The 18333-nt window shown below is 71.2% G+C and carries 17 protein-coding genes; 6 read left to right on the top strand and 11 right to left on the bottom strand.

Features of this window, described 5'->3' with window-relative positions; all coding sequences use genetic code 11:
• The coding region (locus tag DKL51_RS09575) for a CHAT domain-containing protein (RefSeq protein ID WP_124811965.1) at nucleotides 1–573 on the top strand (573 nt) is incomplete at its 5' end.
• Nucleotides 574–578: 5 nt separating this feature from the next.
• Here DKL51_RS09575 and DKL51_RS09570 read toward each other — a convergent pair.
• Both DKL51_RS09570 and DKL51_RS09565 read right to left on the bottom strand, forming a co-directional pair.
• Nucleotides 579–1046, bottom strand: a complete 468-nt coding sequence (locus DKL51_RS09570) for a hypothetical protein (protein ID WP_109946436.1) — start codon at nucleotides 1044–1046, stop codon at nucleotides 579–581.
• Complete coding sequence (locus tag DKL51_RS09565; protein WP_243422569.1) at nucleotides 1046–1681, bottom strand: RNA polymerase sigma factor; 636 nt, start codon at nucleotides 1679–1681, stop codon at nucleotides 1046–1048. The genes DKL51_RS09570 and DKL51_RS09565 overlap by 1 nt, the downstream gene beginning before the upstream one ends.
• A gap of 233 nt (nucleotides 1682–1914) precedes the next feature.
• On the opposite strand from DKL51_RS09565, the gene DKL51_RS09560 reads away from it, so the two are divergent.
• Entirely contained in the window at nucleotides 1915–2685 is a 771-nt protein-coding gene (locus tag DKL51_RS09560) for an AfsR/SARP family transcriptional regulator (RefSeq protein WP_109946455.1), read from the top strand.
• A 24-nt stretch (nucleotides 2686–2709) separates the two neighbouring features.
• On the opposite strand, the gene DKL51_RS09555 is transcribed toward DKL51_RS09560, so the two are convergent.
• Nucleotides 2710–4902, bottom strand: coding sequence for an FG-GAP repeat domain-containing protein (locus DKL51_RS09555; protein ID WP_207783961.1), 2193 nt, complete (start codon nucleotides 4900–4902; stop codon nucleotides 2710–2712).
• Nucleotides 4903–4984: 82 nt separating this feature from the next.
• On the bottom strand, nucleotides 4985–5317 hold the full coding sequence (locus tag DKL51_RS09550) for a hypothetical protein (RefSeq protein WP_109964194.1): 333 nt from the start codon (nucleotides 5315–5317) through the stop codon (nucleotides 4985–4987).
• 181 nt (nucleotides 5318–5498) lie between these two features.
• Between DKL51_RS09550 and DKL51_RS09545 the strand changes: the two genes are divergently transcribed.
• Nucleotides 5499–6188: a L,D-transpeptidase family protein gene (locus DKL51_RS09545; RefSeq protein WP_109964688.1), complete on the top strand. Its 690-nt coding sequence runs from the start codon at nucleotides 5499–5501 to the stop codon at nucleotides 6186–6188.
• A gap of 166 nt (nucleotides 6189–6354) precedes the next feature.
• On the opposite strand, the gene DKL51_RS09540 is transcribed toward DKL51_RS09545, so the two are convergent.
• Nucleotides 6355–6945, bottom strand: a complete 591-nt coding sequence (locus DKL51_RS09540) for an NADPH-dependent FMN reductase (RefSeq protein WP_109946440.1) — start codon at nucleotides 6943–6945, stop codon at nucleotides 6355–6357.
• A 213-nt stretch (nucleotides 6946–7158) separates the two neighbouring features.
• On the opposite strand from DKL51_RS09540, the gene DKL51_RS09535 reads away from it, so the two are divergent.
• On the top strand, nucleotides 7159–8040 hold the full coding sequence (locus tag DKL51_RS09535) for a redoxin domain-containing protein (protein WP_109946457.1): 882 nt from the start codon (nucleotides 7159–7161) through the stop codon (nucleotides 8038–8040).
• Between the two features lie 103 nt (nucleotides 8041–8143).
• Here the strand turns inward: DKL51_RS09535 and DKL51_RS09530 are convergent, their stop codons facing one another.
• The 5 genes from DKL51_RS09530 to DKL51_RS09510 all read right to left on the bottom strand — a co-directional run bounded on the left by DKL51_RS09530 (nucleotide 8144) and on the right by DKL51_RS09510 (nucleotide 13120).
• The gene (locus DKL51_RS09530; RefSeq protein ID WP_109964687.1) at nucleotides 8144–9373 is read right to left on the bottom strand and encodes an epoxide hydrolase family protein; all 1230 of its coding nucleotides are present in this window, start codon (nucleotides 9371–9373) and stop codon (nucleotides 8144–8146) included.
• Nucleotides 9374–9430: 57 nt separating this feature from the next.
• Nucleotides 9431–9949 carry a peptide-methionine (S)-S-oxide reductase MsrA gene (gene msrA / locus DKL51_RS09525; protein ID WP_109946442.1) on the bottom strand — a complete coding sequence of 173 codons (519 nt, stop codon included), beginning with the start codon at nucleotides 9947–9949 and terminating at the stop codon, nucleotides 9431–9433.
• A gap of 29 nt (nucleotides 9950–9978) precedes the next feature.
• Entirely contained in the window at nucleotides 9979–10686 is a 708-nt protein-coding gene (locus tag DKL51_RS09520) for a DUF1223 domain-containing protein (RefSeq protein WP_109946443.1), read from the bottom strand.
• Between the two features lie 113 nt (nucleotides 10687–10799).
• Nucleotides 10800–12374 (bottom strand): Na+/H+ antiporter, encoded by a 1575-nt coding sequence (locus tag DKL51_RS09515; RefSeq protein WP_109946444.1) that lies wholly within the window; start codon nucleotides 12372–12374, stop codon nucleotides 10800–10802.
• A gap of 125 nt (nucleotides 12375–12499) precedes the next feature.
• Nucleotides 12500–13120, bottom strand: a complete 621-nt coding sequence (locus DKL51_RS09510) for an L-threonylcarbamoyladenylate synthase (protein ID WP_109946445.1) — start codon at nucleotides 13118–13120, stop codon at nucleotides 12500–12502.
• Nucleotides 13121–13249: 129 nt separating this feature from the next.
• On the opposite strand from DKL51_RS09510, the gene DKL51_RS09505 reads away from it, so the two are divergent.
• Nucleotides 13250–13615 carry a hypothetical protein gene (locus DKL51_RS09505; RefSeq protein ID WP_109946446.1) on the top strand — a complete coding sequence of 122 codons (366 nt, stop codon included), beginning with the start codon at nucleotides 13250–13252 and terminating at the stop codon, nucleotides 13613–13615.
• A gap of 405 nt (nucleotides 13616–14020) precedes the next feature.
• Nucleotides 14021–17539, top strand: a complete 3519-nt coding sequence (locus DKL51_RS09500) for a glycosyl hydrolase (RefSeq protein WP_124811964.1) — start codon at nucleotides 14021–14023, stop codon at nucleotides 17537–17539.
• A gap of 72 nt (nucleotides 17540–17611) precedes the next feature.
• On the opposite strand, the gene DKL51_RS09495 is transcribed toward DKL51_RS09500, so the two are convergent.
• A partial coding sequence (locus tag DKL51_RS09495) for a thiamine pyrophosphate-dependent enzyme (RefSeq protein WP_260428448.1) occupies nucleotides 17612–18333 on the bottom strand: 722 nt, incomplete at its 5' end.

Genomic DNA, 18333 nt, shown 5'->3' with positions numbered 1-18333 from the left:
GGGCACCTGGCTGCGCCCCGCCAGCGCCGGGTGTTGCTGGTCGCCGGCCCAGGGCTGACCGGCAGCGTCGAGGAGATCCGGCAGATCGCCCACCGCTACCCGGACTCGGTCGTCCTGGCCGACGGCCGGGCGACCGCCGACGCGGCGCTGGCCGCGCTGGACGGCGCGTGGACCGCGCACGTCGCCGCGCACGGCAGCTTCCGCAGCGACAACCCGCTCTTCTCCGCGCTGTCGCTCGACGACGGTCCGCTGACCGTGTACGACCTCTGCCGGCTGCGCCGCGCGCCGCGCCGGCTGATCCTGTCCAGCTGCGAGTCCGGGGTGGCCGCCCCGGTGGCCGCCGACGAGCTGCTCGGTGTGGTCACGGCACTCGTCCCGCTCGGCATGGCGAGCCTGCTGGCCAGCGTCGTGCCGGTCAACGACGGCGCGGCGGCGCCGCTGATGGTCGACCTCCACGACCGGCTCCGAGTCGGCCGGTCGTTCGGCGACGCCCTGCATGCGGTCCGCGAGGGCGCGGCCGGTGATCCGGTGGCGGTGGCCACCGCGCTGTCGTTCGTGGCCCTCGGCCAGTGAGCCGGTCACAGGTTGACCCAGGAGGTGGTCACCGCCGTCCCAGCCAGGTCGCGGCACCTGAGCCGGACCGGGCCGGGTGACACCCGGGTGAGCAGGAAGCGTCCGAGGGCGTCGAGCCGCAGAACCTCGCGGCGGCCGTCGCCGTGTTCGAGCACGCATTCGGCGGGGTGCGCACCGATCAGCTGCCCGATGAGGGTCAGGCCGTCCGCGGCGCCGGTGACCTCCAGCTCGACGACGAGGCCACCCCCGTCGAAGGTCAGGAAGCGGTCGTCGGCCAGGTCCGCTCGGCGTACCGGCTGGTAGGCCAGCGCGGGGGACGGCGCGGCGGAGTCGGCGACCAGCCGGGCCAGCTGGCCGTCCAGGTCACGGGTGGCGATCGCCGCGCGCGCCGCGCGCCGGACCGCGTCGGGCACCGGGTCCACCTCGGCGGCGATGCTTGTCAGCCGGGCCAGGAGGTCGTCGTGGTCGTGCATCAGGGCCGTCCCGGGGTGATGTCGGCGGGCGGGGTGTCACCCGCCGTGGTGACCATGAGGGTGCGGAGCTTTCCCAGGCACCGCTGGCGCCGGGGACCGATGCTGCCGACGGGGGTGTGCAGCGCTTCGGCGGCCTCCCGGTAGCTCGGCGGCGGGTCGGCCATCAGAACACGAAGCAGCGCCTGGCAGGGTTGATCGAGCCTGCGGAACGCCCGCCACAGCGCGAGGTCCCGCTCCCGCCGCAGCAGCGCGCCGTCGAGCGGATCGGCGCTGTCGGTCACGTCGTCCCAGCTGTCCGTCGGCACCTGCCGCGCCCGTCGGCGCAGGACGGCGAGGCACTCCCGGCGCATCGTCGTGGCGAGCCAGCCGCCGAGCCGCTGCGGATCCCGCAGGGTGTCCAACCGCTCCACCAGGCGCAGCCAGGTGGTCTGCACCGCGTCCGCGGCGTCCTCGTCGGTCAGCCGCATTGCCCGCGCGACCGACCACAGCAGACCGACGTACCGGTCGGTGAGAGCCACCCAGGCGGCCTGTTCACCGGCGCGAACCCGCTGCACCAGCTCCTCGATCTCCTGATCGCGCAACGGGTCCATCGCAGCCTCTCGTGCTCGTCGGCGGCGCTGAGACGTCTCGGCCACGCCCGGCACTGTCGGAACTGACCGTGGCACCCATTCTGCGCCGTCCACCGCCGCTCGACCACCAGCTCACCGGCCGGCCCGGGCGGCCCGCTCGTCGGATCCGACACCGGGAATGAGGCGGGCGACCGCGGGTCTGATACGTCGGGACGCGGGATTGTCGGATCACGGACGTCCCGGGGACGGTTCGTATCAGGCGCGACGGCGGCGGACTCCTACCCGATGTGGTGCGGGACATGGTGGGCGGACGGTCCGCGACGGCCGACGTCCGGCTGGAGCTGATGGGCGGGTTCCGGCTGCTCGCCGGAGGCGCCCCGGCCGACCTCGTGGGCAACGCGGAACGGCTGCTGGCGTACCTGGCCCTGACCGGGCCGGTCGCCCGGGTGGTGGCGGCGGGGGCGCTCTGGCCGGACGTGTCCGAGCGGCGCGGCCTCGCCAGCCTGCGCACGGCGATCTGGCAGTGCAATCGGGCGGTCGACGGGCTGGTCGAGGCCGGCGAGAAACGCCTCGCGCTGGCTGGCTTCGTCCGCGTCGACACCGCCTCGCTGGCCGACCTGGCGGCGATGCCCGACGACGCCGCGGCGGGCGTGCTGCGGACGCTCCGCGGCGAGCTGCTGCCCGGCTGGTACGACGACTGGGTGCTCCTCGACCGCGAACGGCTGCGCCACCTGCGGGTGCAGGGGCTGGAGGACGTGGCGCTGCGGCTCGCCGCGCGCGGCAGCTTCGCCGCCGCGTACGAGCTGGCGTTCGAGGCGGTGCGCTGCGAACCGCTGCGGGAGAGTGCCCACCGGGCCGTCATCGCCGTGCACCTCGCTCAGCACAATGTCGTCGAGGCGGTCCGCGAGTACCGCCGGTTCCGCCACCTGCTCGTCGACGAACTGGGCGTCGAACCGTCCACGGAACTCGCCGACCTCGTCTTCGGCCGGGCGGGCCCTGGCGGCCGCGCAGCCGGCCGCATCCTGCCGCGGCCTGAGCCGGTGGGCGCGCGGTCCACATCGCGTCGCTGACCGCGCGCCCGCCGGCCGTGCCGGTCAGCAGCGCGACACCCACACCCCGGCGTAGCCGAAGCCGACGACGTCGGCGCGGCCCTCCCCGGTGATGTCGGCCAGGAAGCGCGGGTGCTTCTCCACCCGCCAACCGCCGGCGCTGTACGCGAAGTTGGCGATCACCCGGCCGGGGTTCTCGAAGCCGCCGCTGGCGAGCGCCCGGGACACCCAGACGCCGGCGTCGCCGAAACCGACGATGTCGCGGCGGCCGTCACCCGTGGTGTCGGCGAGGAAGCGCGGATGCCTCTCCACCCGCCAACCGCCGGCGTTGTACCCGAAGTTGGCCACCACGAGCTGCGGCGCGCTGAAGGTGCCGTTCGCCTGGCCGTACGAGACGTACACGCCGAGGTCCTTGAACCCCACGATGTCCGGCCGGCCGTCGCCGGTGACGTCCACCACGAACCGCGGGTGCTTCTCCACCCGCCAGCCCGAGTTGTAGCCGAAGTCGTTGAGGACGAACTGGGGTGCGCTGAACGTCCCGTCGGCCTGCGCGTACGACACCCACACCCCGGCGTCGCCGAACCCGACGATGTCCGCCCGGCCGTCGCCGTTGACGTCCATCACGAACCGCGGGTGCTGCTCCACCCGCCAGCCCCCCGCGCCGTAGCCGAAGTTGTTCAGGACGAGCTGCGGTGCGGCGTACGTGCCGTCGGCCTGCGCCCGGGACACCCAGACGCCGGCATACCCGAAGCCGACGAGGTCCGCCCGACCGTCCCCGGTCGTGTCGGCCACGAACCGCGGGTGCTTGTCGACCCGCCAGCCGCCGGCGACGTAGCCGAAGTTGTTCACCACGAACTGGGGTGCGCCGTACGTCCCGTCCGCCTGGGCGTAGGAGATGTAGACCCCTGCGTCGCCGAAGCCGACGATGTCGGCCCGACCGTCGCCGTTGACGTCCACCACGAACCGCGGGTGCTTCTCCACCCGCCAACCGCCGGCGACGTACCCGAAGTCGTTGACGATCAGGTGCGGCGTCTCGAACCGGCCGTCCGGCTGCGAGCGGGACAGGTAGACGCCGGCGTCACCGAAGCCGACGATGTCGGCGCGACCCTCGCCGGTAGTGTCCACCACGAACCGCGGGTGCTTCTCCACCCGCCAACCGCCGGCGTCGTAGCCGTAGTTGCGGACCGCCAGTTGCGGCGCCCAGCCGAGGTGCCCGGGCGTGTACCCGCACAGCTCGAACGAGTTGCCCTTCATCAGGCAGGGGACGCCGCCGTCGGCGGCGCAGTTCTGGCAGTTGCCATTGACCAGCCCGAACCGTCCCCAGCTCCCACCGCAGTCGCAGCCGCTGCTGGCGTACTCGTCGGGGCAGTTGAAGATGTGCCCGGTCTCGTGGGCGAACACCCGGTCGATGTTCTCCGGCCCCCAGCCGTCGTTGTTGTAGTCCATGACCAGGTACGGGCCGCCGATGAAGGCGTACGCGAACCAGCCCAGCGGATACTTGGTGAAGAACGCGCAGTACGTCCAGCGGGTGCCGAACTTGTTGCGCAGGCTCTCCACGTAGGCGCTCACCCCGGCCGGGTCGGCGCTGAAGCCGATCGCGCCCATCGCCGGGTTGCGCCAGTGCGCCTCCAGGTCCGGCGCGTTCGGGTCCGCCGCCACGTCGAGCACCACGTCCTGGATGTCGTACGCGAAGCTGATGCCGGCGAGCGGATTGGTCACCGCGTAGAAGCCCAGACCGTTCTGCACCTCGGCGATGACCTTCGTCCGCTCGGCGTCGGAGAACTGCAGCTCCGGCGTCGGGCCCTCGACGATGACGACGCCGACCGCGACGGTGCCCTCCAGATAGGAGCTGGTCGGGGCCGGCGCGGGCGCCGCGCCGGGGGCGGCCGCCTCCTCGGCCGTCGGTTCCGCCCGGGGCACCACGGTGGTGCAGTCCGGCATGTCCCACTCCTCGCCCCGGCGCGGGCGGTTCTCCTTGGTCGACCGGTACTCCTCGGTCTCCCGCAGCCCGAACGCGGCGAGGCCGAGCCGCTCGACCTCGCTCAACCCGCCGGGCAGCGCGCTCAGGTCCGGCGCCTCGACGGCGGCCGGGCGGCCGCGGCGGGTGGTGTCGGCGTAGATGCCGACCCGCCCGTAGCGGTGGATCGGCGCGCCGCGTGCGGGCCGCGCGGCCTCCCGTCGCGCCTGCGCGGTCTCCTCGACGATCGCCCACTCCGCGATGTGGAGATCTCCAGCCATGTCCAGCCCCCATTCCTCCACCGGCGGCGGGAGCCCGCAGCCGGGTCAGGAACGAGTGAACGCGGGTGGCGTCAACGCGGCGTCAACGACCGGTGCCGGGCGGCCGATCGGGCGGCAGGTGACCGGGGGCGTCCCAGGGCAGCCCCTCACCCGGGCGCCGTTTCCCCGCTCGGCGGGATCGCCATGCGGAGACGAACGCCCGCTCGACCGGGGAGAGCTCGGCGAGGACGCTGTCCGGCACGTCCTCGGTGTAGACGGTGGCCCCCGGCACGGTGACCGGCCCGTCCCCGGTGACCAGCGCCAGCCGGGGCGGCAGCACCTGCGCCACCTGGGCGACCCGGCGCAGCGACGCGATGACGCGGTCGGCGTCCGCATCCCGGTCGATCACAACGAGCAGGTCGCGGTGGCTGTCCATCACCCACACCTCCGCGGTCGATTGTCCCCCATCGACCAGCCCTTTCCCCCTGTTCGGGGCAGCGGATTATCGCCGGCCCGGACTACCGTCGAAAGTGGCAGTTGAAAGGAGGAGGACCATGATTTCCTTCTCGAGAAGCCCCACCCACCAACCCCACCACCGATCCCGCCGCGCTTTCGGGGTGGCAATCCTCGTGGCCGCCGCCAGCCTGCTCATCCCCGCAGGTTCAGCCTCGGCCGGCGCCCACACCACCACCGGGGTCCGTACGGTCGCCGCCGCGACCGTCCAGGCCCTCGCCACGACGCAACCCACGCTGCGGCAGGGTTCGACCGGTACGGCAGTGGTCACCCTGCAACGCCGGCTCACCGCGCTGCACTACGACGTCGGCGCGATCGACGGGATCTTCGGCTACTCCACCTACCACGGCGTCGTCGCCTTCCAGAAGGTGAACGGCCTGGTCCGGGACGGGATCGTCGGGCCGATCACCTGGGCGGCCCTGGACCGGCCGGTGATCCCGAAGCCGAGGTACTACCACTCGGGCTACTCCGTCGAGACGAACCTGACCAAGCAGGTGCTGTACCTGGCACGTGCCGGGTCGGTGGTGCGCATCCTGGACGCGTCGAGCGGTAAGGCCAGCACCCCGACGCCGCTCGGCAACTTCAAGGTCACCCGTCGGATCGACGGCTGGCGGGAGAGTTCGCTCGGCCTGCTGTGGCGGCCGAACTACTTCTACTACGGCTACGCGGTGCACGGCGCCACGTCCGTGCCGACCTACCCGGCCAGCCACGGCTGCGTCCGGGTCACCATCCCGGCGATGAACCGGCTCTGGTCGATCATCGGCATCGGCACCCCGGTGCACATCTACCGCTGACTCCTGCCACGACACGGGCCCCGGTCTCCCGGGGCCTGTGTCCTGGCTGGGGAGTGGTGCCCCGTGACCATGCCGCAGGACGACTGGTCCCTGCTCGGCGAGATGGCCGTCCCCGAGCACAACTGGACGCAATCGTCGACCGGCGCCGGCCCGAGCCGGCGCTCGGCTACGTACCGGACTGGGGCGTCGCCATCGTCGTGCCGGCCCGCAGGGTCGCCAACGCGCCGCTCCAGGCCGCCAACTGGTCGAGCATCGTGTTCACCGCGTCCACCTGATGAGGTCCGGGCTTGAAGACGCTGAAATTCTCGAAGTCGGTGAAGAGCGAGAGCGCCACCTGCGCCCGTACGTCCGCCATCTGCAGCTCGGCCACCACCAGGCGCAGGTGCTCCACCGCGCGGGTGCCGCCGACGCTGCCGTAGCTGACGAATCCGGCCGCCTTGTTGTTCCACTCGGCGTAGAGGAAGTCGATCGCGTTCTTCAGCGCCCCGGACGTGGAGTGGTTGTACTCCGGCGTCACGAAGACGTACCCGTCGAACGCGGCGATCTTCTCGGCCCACCGCAGGGTGTGTGGCTGGGTGTACTGCCCGAGCGACGGGGGCGCCATCTCGTCGAGGTGCGGCAGGTTGAAGTCCTTGATGTCGACGAGTTCGTACTCGGCGTCGGAGCGCTTGCTGGCGATGTCGTGCACCCAGCGGGCCACCGTCTCCCCGTTGCGGCCGGGACGGGTGCTGCCGATGATGATGCCGATTCTGGTCATTGCCGCCCTTCCTTCGGTGTCCCGACCCGCTCGGGAGCCGTCGGCGGTTACCCCGTCCGCGCGGCTTCGAACGGACATGGGGCGGCCTTCCGGTCGCCCGCTGACCCGGCTCGGTCCCCGGGGTGAACTGAGCGTTTCCGCTTGCACCCACGGGCGCGGAACTAGGCTGTGGGCAGGCTCGACCTTCCGGACTCCGGCACTGAAGAGACGACGATGCCGATCCCCGATTTCCGTGTGGAGCGGTGGGTGAACTCGCCACCGCTGACCGCCGATGCGCTGCACGGTCAGGTGGTCCTGGTTGATTTCTGGGAGTACACCTGCATCAACTGGATCCGCACGTCGCCCTACGTCAAGGCATGGCACCGCGACTACGCCGATCTGGGCCTGGTCGTCATCGGCGTGCATGCGCCGGAGTTCGAGTTCGGCAGGAGCGCCGAGAACATCGACCGGGGAATTCGCGACCACGGGCTCACCTACCCGATCGCCCTGGACAACGACTTCGCGGTCTGGCGGGCGTTCGGCAACAAGGCCTGGCCGGCGAAGTATCTGTTCGACGCGGAGGGGAGCCTCGTCGATCGGTGGATCGGGGAGGGTAGCTACGACGAGGTGGAGGCGGAGATCCGGCGGCTCCTCGTTGCCAGGGCGCCCGGAACCGACCTGCCGCCGGTCAGCCCCGAGGTGACGACGTTTGCCGCGGCCGGGCAGCCCTCCCACGCCGGCGTGACGGCCGAGACGTACGTCGGAACCGACCAACGCGTGCCGGGCACCTTCGACCTGAACGGCGACTGGCGTAGCGACGGCCAGTACGTCGAACTCGCGAGCGGCACCGGCGAGCTCACCCTCCCCTTCAACGCCGGCGAGGTGAACCTCGTCGTGGACCCGGGACCGTCCGGGGAGGCCACGGTCAGGGTGCTGCTCGACGGGAAACCGATCGGCGACGAGCGCGGCGCGGACGTCGGCCCGGACGCGGTGGCGCACCTCAACCGGGCGGCAATGGTTCGGCTGGTCAACGGCGCGTCACGGGACGATCATCTGCTGACCCTGGTCGCCAGCCGACCCGGCCTACGGGCGTTCGCCTTCACCTTCGGCCCCTGAATCGGAAGGGTCGGCACGCCGCTCGGCGGGACCGAACGGCTCGGAGGTCGAGCCACCCGGCCCCGCCGAATGCGGGCATGTGGAGACCTCTCCGGCCGGTCAACTAGCGAAGCGACCGGAAGGCGGCGCGAAGCTCCTCGGACAGAAGTTGCGGCTGTTCCCAGGCCGCGAAGTGTCCGCCCCTGTCGAGCTTGTTGTAGTGGATGAGATTGGGATACGCCTGCTCCGCCCAACTCCTCGGGGTCTCGTAGAGCTCATCTGGGAAGACGCTCACGGCAGCCGGGACGGACACGCCCTTGGCGGCGAAGAAGGAGAGCTTGTTCTCCGCGTAGATGCGCGCCGCGGAGACGCCCGTGTTCGTCAGCCAGAAGAGCGTGATGTTGTCGAGGATGTCGTCTCGCGTGAGGCCGCCGGGTTGTCCGGCGAAGGCCCGGCAGATCAACTCGAGGCTGGCTGCGTCATGGTCGAGCATGAAGCTGGCCAGAGCCACGGGTGAATCCGCCAATCCGGTCAGCGTCTCAGGGCGCGTCCCCATGATGAGGGCGTAGGCGGCATGCTTCCAGAAGAAGTCCGCCTGCTCGCAGGCGCGCCTCTCCTCGTCCGAGAGATTGGCTGGCAGCTTACTCAGGGCCTTGTTCACTCCGGTGATGTCGGACTGGAACAGAGCATCGATCTCGGGCGGGAATATGCCAGGCATGTTGGTGTGGATGCCGGCCAGTTCCGGAGGCGCCTGCAACCCCATCAGGTCCGTGATGAGCGCGCCCCAGTCGCCACCCTGTGCGACGAACCGCGTGTAGCCAAGGCGCTTCATCAGCTCGATCCAGGCGCGCGCGATGTGCTCCGGGCCCCAGCCGGGCATCGTCGGCTTGCCGGAGAACCCGTAGCCGGGCATCGACGGGATCACCAGGTGGAAGGCGTCCGACGCATCCCCGCCGTGCGCCGTGGGGTCGGTGAGCGGACCGACGATCTTCAACTGCTCGATGATCGAGCCGGGCCATCCGTGCGTGACGATGAGCGGCAACGCATCGTCGTGCTTCGAGCGGACATGAATGAAGTGGATGTCGAGCCCGTCGATCTCGGTGACGAAGTTCGGCAGGTCGTTCAGCCGCGCCTCCACCTTGCGCCAGTCGTACTCCTTCTCCCAGTAGCGGGCGAGCGCCTGGCTGGTCTCCAGCGGCACGCCCTGCGACTGATCGTCCACGGTCTGCTTCTCGGGCCAGCGCGTGGCTGCGATGCGCGCCCGCAGCGCCTCGAGGTCCGCCTCGGGGATCTCCACCCCGAAAGGCCGGATGTCTGTGGTGGGACGGGTCAGCGTCTGCGTGGTGGCAGCCACGTGGGCCTCCTCTGTGTCGGCGTTCGTCGGACGTCCGGCCCCGTGCGGGGCCGGAGACTAGGCGGCGGTCTGCCTTCGGCGGGGCAGCTTCCAGTCCGGCCGGACGAAGTGGCAGGTGTAACCACCGGGGTTCCGTTCCAGGTAGTCCTGGTGCTCCGGCTCGGCCTCCCAGAACGGACCGGCCGGGCTCACCTCGGTGACCACCTTGCCGGGCCACAGGCCGGACGCGTCGACGTCGGCGATCGTGTCTTCGGCGACCTGCCGCTGCTGGTCGTCGCAGTAGAAGATGGCCGACCGGTAGCTGGCGCCCACGTCGCCGCCTTGCCGGTTCTTCGTGGTCGGGTCGTGGACCTGGAAGAAGAACTCGAGAAGCTCCCGGTACGAAAGCTTGTCGGGGTCGTAGACGATCTCGATCGCCTCGGCGTGCGACCCGTGGTTGTAGTACGTCGCGTTCGGCACGTCCCCGCCGGTGTATCCGACCCTGGTGGCGAGCACGCCAGGCCGCTTCCGGATGAGATCCTGCATCCCCCAGAAGCAGCCGCCAGCCAGAATCGCCTTCTCGGTCTTGTCGGTCATCGCTCCGCTCCCGTCCGGGTGCTCCGGTGTCATGTCCCTCGTTCCGCCGACACGTCGACAGCCGCAGCGCCGACGATGGCCTTGTCACCGTCGTTCTGCACATAGCCGACCACCGAGGCGTGTCGTGGATCGAGGTCCGGCGGCACCGCGATGTCGACCCGCCCACGCCCCGGGTCCAGCTTCGCGGACGTGAAGGCGCGTACGACGCCGTCCTGCCGCAGCCTCCGCCCGGCGTTCTCACCCCGGGGGACGTCGTTCTCCAGGCCACGCTCGACGACCGCCACGTTCAGCACCGCCCGTTCCGGCGGTCGCTCGGCCTGATAGCCCACCACCACCCGGCGCCCGCCGCGCGTGTCCTCGGCGACGTCCTCGACCGACAGCGCGAGCGACGTGGCAGGTGCTTCCGCGAGGGCGGACTGGATCGCCGATGACGCCTGCCGGTGGTCTGACCCGACGAACTCCACGGTGCCGTTGACGACCATCTGCGGCGTGTACAACCCCCGAGTGCCGAACGCCCGCGCGTAAGCCTCCTGCCGCTGGGTGTGCGCCGGCGCGCCGTACGGGTCGGCCCAGCCCAGGTGGTCCCAGTAGTCGACGTGGAAGCCGAGGGCGTAGACGGGCTGCCCCCGCTCCCGGGCGTCGCGGTCGATCTCGGACAGCACCTCTTCGGCGGGCGGGCAGCTGTTGCAGCCCTGGGAGGTGAACATCTCCACGACGGCGAAGCCACCATTCGACACCGGGCGTCCACTACCCGACCCGCTGCGCGATGTGTCCGCCACAGCGCCGCTCCCCTCGGTCAGTCCTGCCGGCGGCACTGGCTTCCCGTTACGGCCGCCACCATGCAGAACACCTAGTCCTCGGTCGTCGGTCCGAGCAGCCGGATCTCCTCGATGTCCAGCGCGGCCTGCACCTCCCGCAGCACCGCGTCGTCGATCTTGTTGGTGTTCCGCAGTCGGGTGATCTCCCGGCGCTTCTCGTCGAGCACGCCGAGGCGCAGCCGTCGGGCGGTCTCGCGCTCCTGGACGTTCTGCTCGCTCCGCGGAGCGCGGACCTCGTCGAGGTACTCCTGGTAGTCGGAGCGGAGCCGTTCGACGGTGTCGGGGGACGCACCGACGTCGACGGCCACCTGGGGCAGGGCGGACAGCGCGGCCTCGGTGGCGCGGATCCGGGCCCAGCGGACCTCGTCCTCGCGTTCCCGGTCGCCCATGAGGCCCGCCCAGCCGACGACGGCAGGCAGCGTGGTGCCCTGGATGAGCATGGTCAGCACGATCACCGTGACGGTCACGAAGATGATCAGGTCGCGTTCGTGGACGGGCGTGCCGGCGCTGGTGGCCACCGGCACCGCGAGGGCTGCGGCGAGGGAGACAGCGCCCCGGAAGCCCGCCCAGCCGGCCGCGGTGCGGACCCGCCAGTCGAAGCGGCCGGCCCGGCGGGACACCCGACGCTCGACGGCCTGGAGCGCGGACGTGGAGAGGTGCACCCAGGTCATCCGGGTCAGCACCACGACGGCGGTCACCACCATCGCGATGCCCAGCGACTGCATCGGCGAGTGGCTGGTGATGCTGCGCAGCGAGCGCGGGACCTGCATGCCGAGCAGCACGAAGAGGCTGCCATTGATCATGAAGGTGGAGATGTCCCAGAACGCGAACGCGGTGATCCGGGAGCGGGCCCGGATCACCCGGGGCGCGGCGTAGGAGATCAGGAGTCCGGCAACCACCACCGCCAGCACGCCACTGGCGTGCACGCTCTCCGCGAGCAGGAACGCGACGAACGGCGTGAGGATGCTGATCCCGCCCTCGCGCAGCGGGTCGTCCACGTGCTTGCGGATGAAGACCGCGGCCCCGCCGACGAGCAGGCCGGCGACCACCCCGGCGGCCGCCGAGCCGACGAACCGGCCAACCAGCCCGGGCGCTCCGGGCACCGCACCGCCGGCGATCACCCCGACCGCGACGGAGAAGAGCACCAGCGCCGTACCGTCGTTGATCAGGCTCTCCGCGCGCAGGGTGGTGAGGATGCCGCGCGGCATCCGCTTGGCCAGGCCGGCGACGGCCGCGGCGTCGGTGGGGGCGAGCACCGCGCCGAGCACCCAGGCCGCCGCCGGGTCGACGCCCAGGGCCCGCGCGGCGTACGCGACGGCGACCGTCGTGAGGATCACCAGCGCCACGGCCAGCAGGGTGATCACGGCGAAGTTGGCGCGGATCTCGCGCAGGCTGATGACCAGGCTCTCCCGGTACAGGATCGCGGGCAGGAAGAGCAGCAGCACCACCTCGGGGTCCAGCACCACGTGGGAGAAGGGTGGGAGCAGCCCGAGCAGCGCGCCCATCGCGATGAGCAGGACCGGCGGGGCGACGCTGTACCGGCCGCCGAGCGTGGTGCCGATCAGCACCGTCACGCCGAGCACCGCGATCAGCTCGAGCCCGCCCACGTCGCTCTCCCGTCACCGATCGCCGCGGCACGGCGGCGCGGAGGATCGCCTACGTCGCCGCCTCAACATGGTGGTACGGCGGGCGGAGGGCGCGCGGACGAACGCGCAATTCGCCGGGCCCGGGGCTACTCGAACCGGGAGGGGTCGCCGGCCCCACGGCGCAGGATCTCCGGTTCGGGGCCGGAGAGGTCCACCACGGTCGTCGGTTCCGTGCCGCACTCCCCTGCGTCGATCACCGCGTCGAGCTGGTGGTCGAGGCGTTCCTTGATCTCCCAGCCCTGGGTCATCGGCTCGTCCTCGCCGGGCAGCAGCAGGGTGCTGGAGAGCAGCGGCTCACCGAGTTCGGCCAGCAACGCCTGGGTGACGGTGTGCTTCGGGACCCGCACCCCGACCGTGCGCTTGCGGGGCTCCTGGAGCCGCCGCGGCACCTCACTGGTGGCCGGCAGGATGAACGTGTAGCTGCCGGGGATGCAGGCCTTGACCAGCCGGAAGACCGAATTGCTGACCTTGACGAACTGGCCGAGCTGGGCGAAGTCCGCGCACACCAGGGTGAAGTGGTGCCGGTCGTCGAGCTTGCGGATCTCCTTGATCCGGTCCAGCCCGCTGCGGTTGCCGAGCTGGCAACCGAACGCGTAGCAGGAATCGGTGGGATAGGCGATCAGACCGTCATCCCGGAGCAGGTCGACAACCTGCCGAAGGACCCGCGGCTGGGGGTTGTCCGGGTGCACGTCGTAGTACCTGGCCACACCGGTAAGCCTATGCCGCCGGCCCCCGGATCGGCTCGCTCGAGATTTTCGGAAAAAACTTCTGGATCTTCGGTTTGCCGAGCGGTCCGGCCGGAAACAGAGGGGGCCGCTTGAAGAGGGGGACCACGCATGTCCGAATCCACTGCAGGGCGGCCCGAGCGTCCGGCCGAGGTCACCGATCCGCTGCTGTGGCGGCTCGCCACCGCCGTCGCCGAGGCTCACGAGGCCGACGAGGACGGCGCCTGCCGCAACCCCAGCTGCGTCGGCGCGGCCTGGCCCTGCGCCGCCTGGACCAGCGCCCAGGAGGGGCTGCGGGCGGCACAGGCTGCCCCGCGGACGGCGCCGGAATCGTCGGCGGACGAGGGTGCCGACGACCTGGACCGGGACGATCCCCTGATCGGCTGGCCGACCAACCTGCTGCCGTCGCCCGGGGACATGCCGCCGCACTCCCCCGCCCGCGACGAGGCGCCGGAGGCGGTCACCTCCGCCGCGTAAGGCGATGAATCGGGCCGGCCACGCGCCGGTCCCAGAGCCGCGCCGGCCAGACCGCCGGCGCGGCGTCTCGTCGTGCGTACGCGTGCCGCCTCCGCGACACTGGACCGCCTGCGCGGGGCGCACCCACCGGCGGACGACACGATCACCCGACGGGAATCTTCGGGGCCGTTTCGGGGGCGGGCGCCTCGCCGTCGCGGCCCAATTCGATCGACCGTCTTCCCTGTTCGGGCCCGTGTGGACGGTTGCCGGCACGCACGGTTAACAACCCTTAGAGAGCGCTCTCCCACGTAACGAGCCATTGACGAGGACGTAACCGATACCTAACCTCGCTCCCCAAGAGAGCGCTCTCTCAGCTCCGCCACACCGCACCGTACCCGCATCCCTGACAGCGAAGGGGAACCCCCGATGACACCTTCCCTCCGGGACTTCACCCCCGTCGGCAGTCCTGACCCGACGCCCGTCGCGCCCCCACCCGCCGGACGCTCCACCGGCATCCGAGCCATGGCTCTCGCCGCGGCCTCGTTCCTCGCCGCCGGGATGCTCGGCGTCGTGGTGCTCGGCGGCGGCGCCGCCGAGGCGGGCACCGTCGGCGCCGGCAGCTACACCGAGACCGTCCCCGGCGGTGTCGTGCTGCCGGACGGCTGCGGCGACATCGCGACCAACCCGCGGCTCTTCGTCACCGACGACGCGCCGAAGGGCGCGATCCCCACCAACGACTGGTGGTCGTCGCTGCTCTGGAAGCGGAACAACTGCAGCACCAGCGAGAACATGCACGCCCACCCGCTGGCGTACCACGCCGAGAACAACGGGCTGGGCCTGTCGTACACCACCACGGCGGCGATCAGCGGCACGGCCACCGGCGTCGGTGAGTACCACTACCCGTACACGGAGGACCTCCGGGTCGGGGTGGCCGGGCTCGGTGCCCCCGTCGTCAAGGCCGCCGACTGGACCGACTGGACGGTCACCGCCGACTGGAACGACGGCGCGCGCCGCATGCGGGCCACCATCGGCCACGGCCTGCCGTTCAGCTACTACACGATCAGCGGCGGGAACGCGCAGCTCACCGCCGCCGCCGCGCCCACCGTCTGGGCCAACTCCGGCTCGATGATCGGCTTCACCGTCAACGGCCACGACTACGTCGCGTACGCCCCGACCGGCGCCAGCTGGTCCGTGTCCGGTGCGGGCATCACCTCCATGCTGAACGGCAAGGGCTACTTCTCCGTGGCGGTCCTCCCCGGCAGCGCCGACAAGGCTGCCCTGGCCGCCGAGTACGGCAGGTACGCCCACGCGCACGTCACCGGCACCACGATGAACTACAGCTACAACGCGACGACCGGCACGGTGACCACGACGTACGCGTTCACCACCACGCCGCGGGAGGGCACCGAGACGAAGACCGTCGTCTCGCTCTACCCGCACCAGTGGCGGCACCTCACCGGAGGCACCCCGATCGGGCAGACCTACGTCTCACCGCGCGGGGCGATGAAGACCCTGGTCGGGGTCTCGTCCTTCAGCACCGGCATGACGTACACCGGCGTGCTGCCGGAGGTGCCGGCGGTGGGTGACTCCTCGGGCGCCGACCTGACCACCATCACCAACTACCTCAACGCCGAACTGGCCAACCCCGAGGGGCAGAGCGGCCAGGACACCTACTGGGCCGGCAAGGGCCTGGGCCGGGCGGCACGGGTCGCCGAGATCGCCGACCAGCTCAACCTCACCACCGTCCGGGACGCGGCGGTGAACGCGATGAAGACGCGGCTGACCAACTGGCTGACCGCCAGCCCGAACGAGGCCAGCCAGCTCTTCTACTACGACAAGAACTGGGGCACGCTCATCGGCGCACCTGCGTCGTACTACTCCGACAAGGACCTCAACGACCACCACTTCCACTACGGCTACTTCATCGCCGCGGCGGCGACTGTGGCCAAGTTCGACCCGACCTGGGCGAGCGACACCAGGTACGGCGGCATGGTCGACATGCTGATCCGGGACGCCAACAACTACGACCGGTCCGACACCCGCTTCCCCTACCTGCGGGACTTCGACATCTACGCCGGCCACGACTGGGCCTCCGGGCTCGCCTGCTTCTTCGCGGGCAACAACCAGGAGTCCTCGTCCGAGGGGATGAACTTCGCCAACGCCCTCATCCAGTGGGGCCAGGCCACGGGCAACAAGGCCGTCCGGGACGCCGGTGTCTACATCTGGACCACCCAGTCCGCGGCGATCCAGGAGTACTGGTTCGACACCCACGACCAGAACTTCCCGTCCACCTTCGGCCACACGACCGTGGGCATGGTGTGGGGTGACGGCGGGGCGTACTCCACCTGGTTCTCCTCGGACCCGGAGATGATCCAGGGCATCAACATGCTGCCGATCACCGGCGGCCACCTCTACCTCGGCGACGACCCGGCGTACGTGACGGCCAACTACAACGAGCTGGTCACCAGCAACGGCGGCCCGCCCACCGTGTGGCAGGACATCATCTGGGAGTTCCTGGCGCTGGGTGACGGGGACAAGGCGCTGTCGAACTTCCGGGCGAACAGCACCTTCACCAGCGAGGAGGGCGAGAGCAAGGCGCACACCTTCCACTGGATCCGCAACCTCGCCGCGCTGGGGAACGTGGACGCCACCATCACCGCCACCCACCCGCTGGCGAAGGTCTTCACCAAGGGCACGGCGCGCACCTACGTCGCGTCCAACATCACCGCCAAGCCGATCACGGTGACGTTCTCCGACGGCACGTCGCTGGCCGTGCCGGCTGGCCGGACGGTGACCTCCGGCGCGTTCACCTGGAGCGGCGGCAACGCCACCGGCGGGGTCGACTTCCCCGGCGGCGTGGATCCGTCGGGCTCTCCGTCGCCCACGCCGACGACCACCAGTCCCAGCCCGACCCCGACGGCCACCAGCCCGAGCCCGAGCCCGTCCACCACTCCGCCGGGGCAGCCGCTCAGCCCGACGCAGTACCTGCTCGGCAACGGTCAGCTCGGCGGCACCGCCGGCACGGCGGGCAGCGTCCAGGTCGCGGCCGCCAACGGCAACCACGACGGGACGCCCACCAATTCCCAGGTGTTCACCGCCACCGGCCTCACCGGCACCTACACCGGTGGGACCACCGGCTTCGACCTGGCCGTCGACGCCGACACGGCGGTCGGCAACGGCGTGCAGGCGCGGGTGTCGTACGACCTGACCGGCGACGGCACCTTCGACCGGGTGGAGACGTACAACTACTTCGCCACCGACCCGGTCACCGGGGTCGAGCACTACCGGCAGACCCAGGGGCTGAAGTCGGCCACCGGGACGCTCGGCAACCTCGCGAACGGCACGGTGAAGGTGGAGGTCTGGAACGCCATCGGCAGCGCGCCGACCACGTTGGGCACCGGCAACTCTTCCCAGCTCGTGCTCCCCTACACGGGCGGCACGAGCAGCCCGTCGCCCAGCGGTGACCCGACCACCTTCGCCGGCGATCTGTACCTCCAAGGTCCGAACACGCTGTCCGGTACGGCCGGCAGCGCCGCCAACGCCACCGTCCCGGCGGCGAACGGCAACTGGGTCGGCACCCCGCACAACCCGCTGGTCTACACCGCCACCGGCGTCACCGCCACCTACGGCGGCGGGCAGACCGCGTTCGACCTGTTCCTCGACGCCGGCACCGGCGTGGGCGACGGCACCCACGTCCGGGTCTCCTACGACCTGACCGGCGACGGCACCTTCGACCGGGTGGAGACGTACAACTACTACGCCACCGACCCGGTCAACGGGTGGGAGCACTACACCGAGACGAAGGGCCTCCACTCGGGCGTCGGCACCCTCGGGAACCTGGCGCACGGCACGGTGAAGGTCGAGGTCTGGAACGCCATCGGCAGCACCGACACCACGCTGGGCATCGGCAACCGGTCGAAGATCAGCCTGCCGTACACCGGCTGACCACCGACCGGCCCGCACCACCGGCGCCCCGACCGTGAGCCTGCCGGTCGGGGCGCCGCCGGGTCCGCGCCGTCACGGGTGCAGGTGGGTCCGGCGGGCCTTGCGTCCCGTCTCGTACCCCGACCGGGCGGCCTGCGCCTCGGCGGTGGTGGAGACCTCGGCTACCGGCACGTCCCACCACGCCCCGCCGTCCGGGCCGGCCTCCATGGGGTCGGTCCGGACGTGCACGACGGTGGTCCGGTCGGACGCCTTCGCGGCGTCGAGCGCGGCCCGCAACTCCGCCATCGTGGTCACCCGGAGCACCTCGGCGCCGAGGCTCGCCGCGTTGGCGCCCAGGTCGACCGGCAGCGGCGCCCCCTCCCGGTCCTGGTACGCGGTGCCGAGCCGTTGCGCGCCGACGCTCTCGGAAAGCCGGCCGATGGAGGCGAACCCCTGGTTGTCCACCAGCACCACGACCAGTTTGACGCCCTCGGCGACCGCGGTCACCAGCTCGCTGGGCAGCATCAGGTAGGAGCCGTCGCCGACCAGCACGAAGACCTCCCGGTCCGGCGCGGCCAGTCGCACCCCGATCCCGCCGGCGATCTCGTAGCCCATGCAGGAGTAGCCGTACTCGACGTGGTACGCCTTGGGATCGGTGCTGCGCCACAGCTTGTGCAGGTCGCCCGGCATCGACCCGGCCGCGCAGACCACCACGTCGCGCGGGCCGGCGGCGTCGTTGACCGCCCCGATGACCGCGGCCTGCGTGGGCCGCGCGCCGGGATCGGCGTGCCGGGCCCGGTCCACCACCGCCGTCC

The organism is Micromonospora globispora (assembly GCF_003857015.1).
Taxonomy (GTDB): domain Bacteria; phylum Actinomycetota; class Actinomycetes; order Mycobacteriales; family Micromonosporaceae; genus Micromonospora; species Micromonospora globispora.
The sequence above is the reverse complement of the archived record's forward strand: the minus strand, read 5'-3'. Positions and strand labels throughout refer to the sequence as shown.

Excerpts from the sequence above, each read along its gene's own strand:
- DKL51_RS09570 (WP_109946436.1), bottom strand. The coding sequence starts at position 1,046 with ATGCACGACCACGACGACCTCCTGGCCCGGCTGACAAGCATCGCCGCC.
- DKL51_RS09560 (WP_109946455.1), top strand. The coding sequence starts at position 1,915 with ATGGTGGGCGGACGGTCCGCGACGGCCGACGTCCGGCTGGAGCTGATG.
- DKL51_RS09555 (WP_207783961.1), bottom strand. The coding sequence starts at position 4,902 with ATGGCTGGAGATCTCCACATCGCGGAGTGGGCGATCGTCGAGGAGACC.
- DKL51_RS09550 (WP_109964194.1), bottom strand. The coding sequence starts at position 5,317 with ATGGACAGCCACCGCGACCTGCTCGTTGTGATCGACCGGGATGCGGAC.
- DKL51_RS09540 (WP_109946440.1), bottom strand. The coding sequence starts at position 6,945 with ATGACCAGAATCGGCATCATCATCGGCAGCACCCGTCCCGGCCGCAAC.
- DKL51_RS09535 (WP_109946457.1), top strand. The coding sequence starts at position 7,159 with ATGCCGATCCCCGATTTCCGTGTGGAGCGGTGGGTGAACTCGCCACCG.
- msrA (WP_109946442.1), bottom strand. The coding sequence starts at position 9,949 with ATGACCGACAAGACCGAGAAGGCGATTCTGGCTGGCGGCTGCTTCTGG.
- DKL51_RS09505 (WP_109946446.1), top strand. The coding sequence starts at position 13,250 with ATGTCCGAATCCACTGCAGGGCGGCCCGAGCGTCCGGCCGAGGTCACC.
- DKL51_RS09500 (WP_124811964.1), top strand. The coding sequence starts at position 14,021 with ATGACACCTTCCCTCCGGGACTTCACCCCCGTCGGCAGTCCTGACCCG.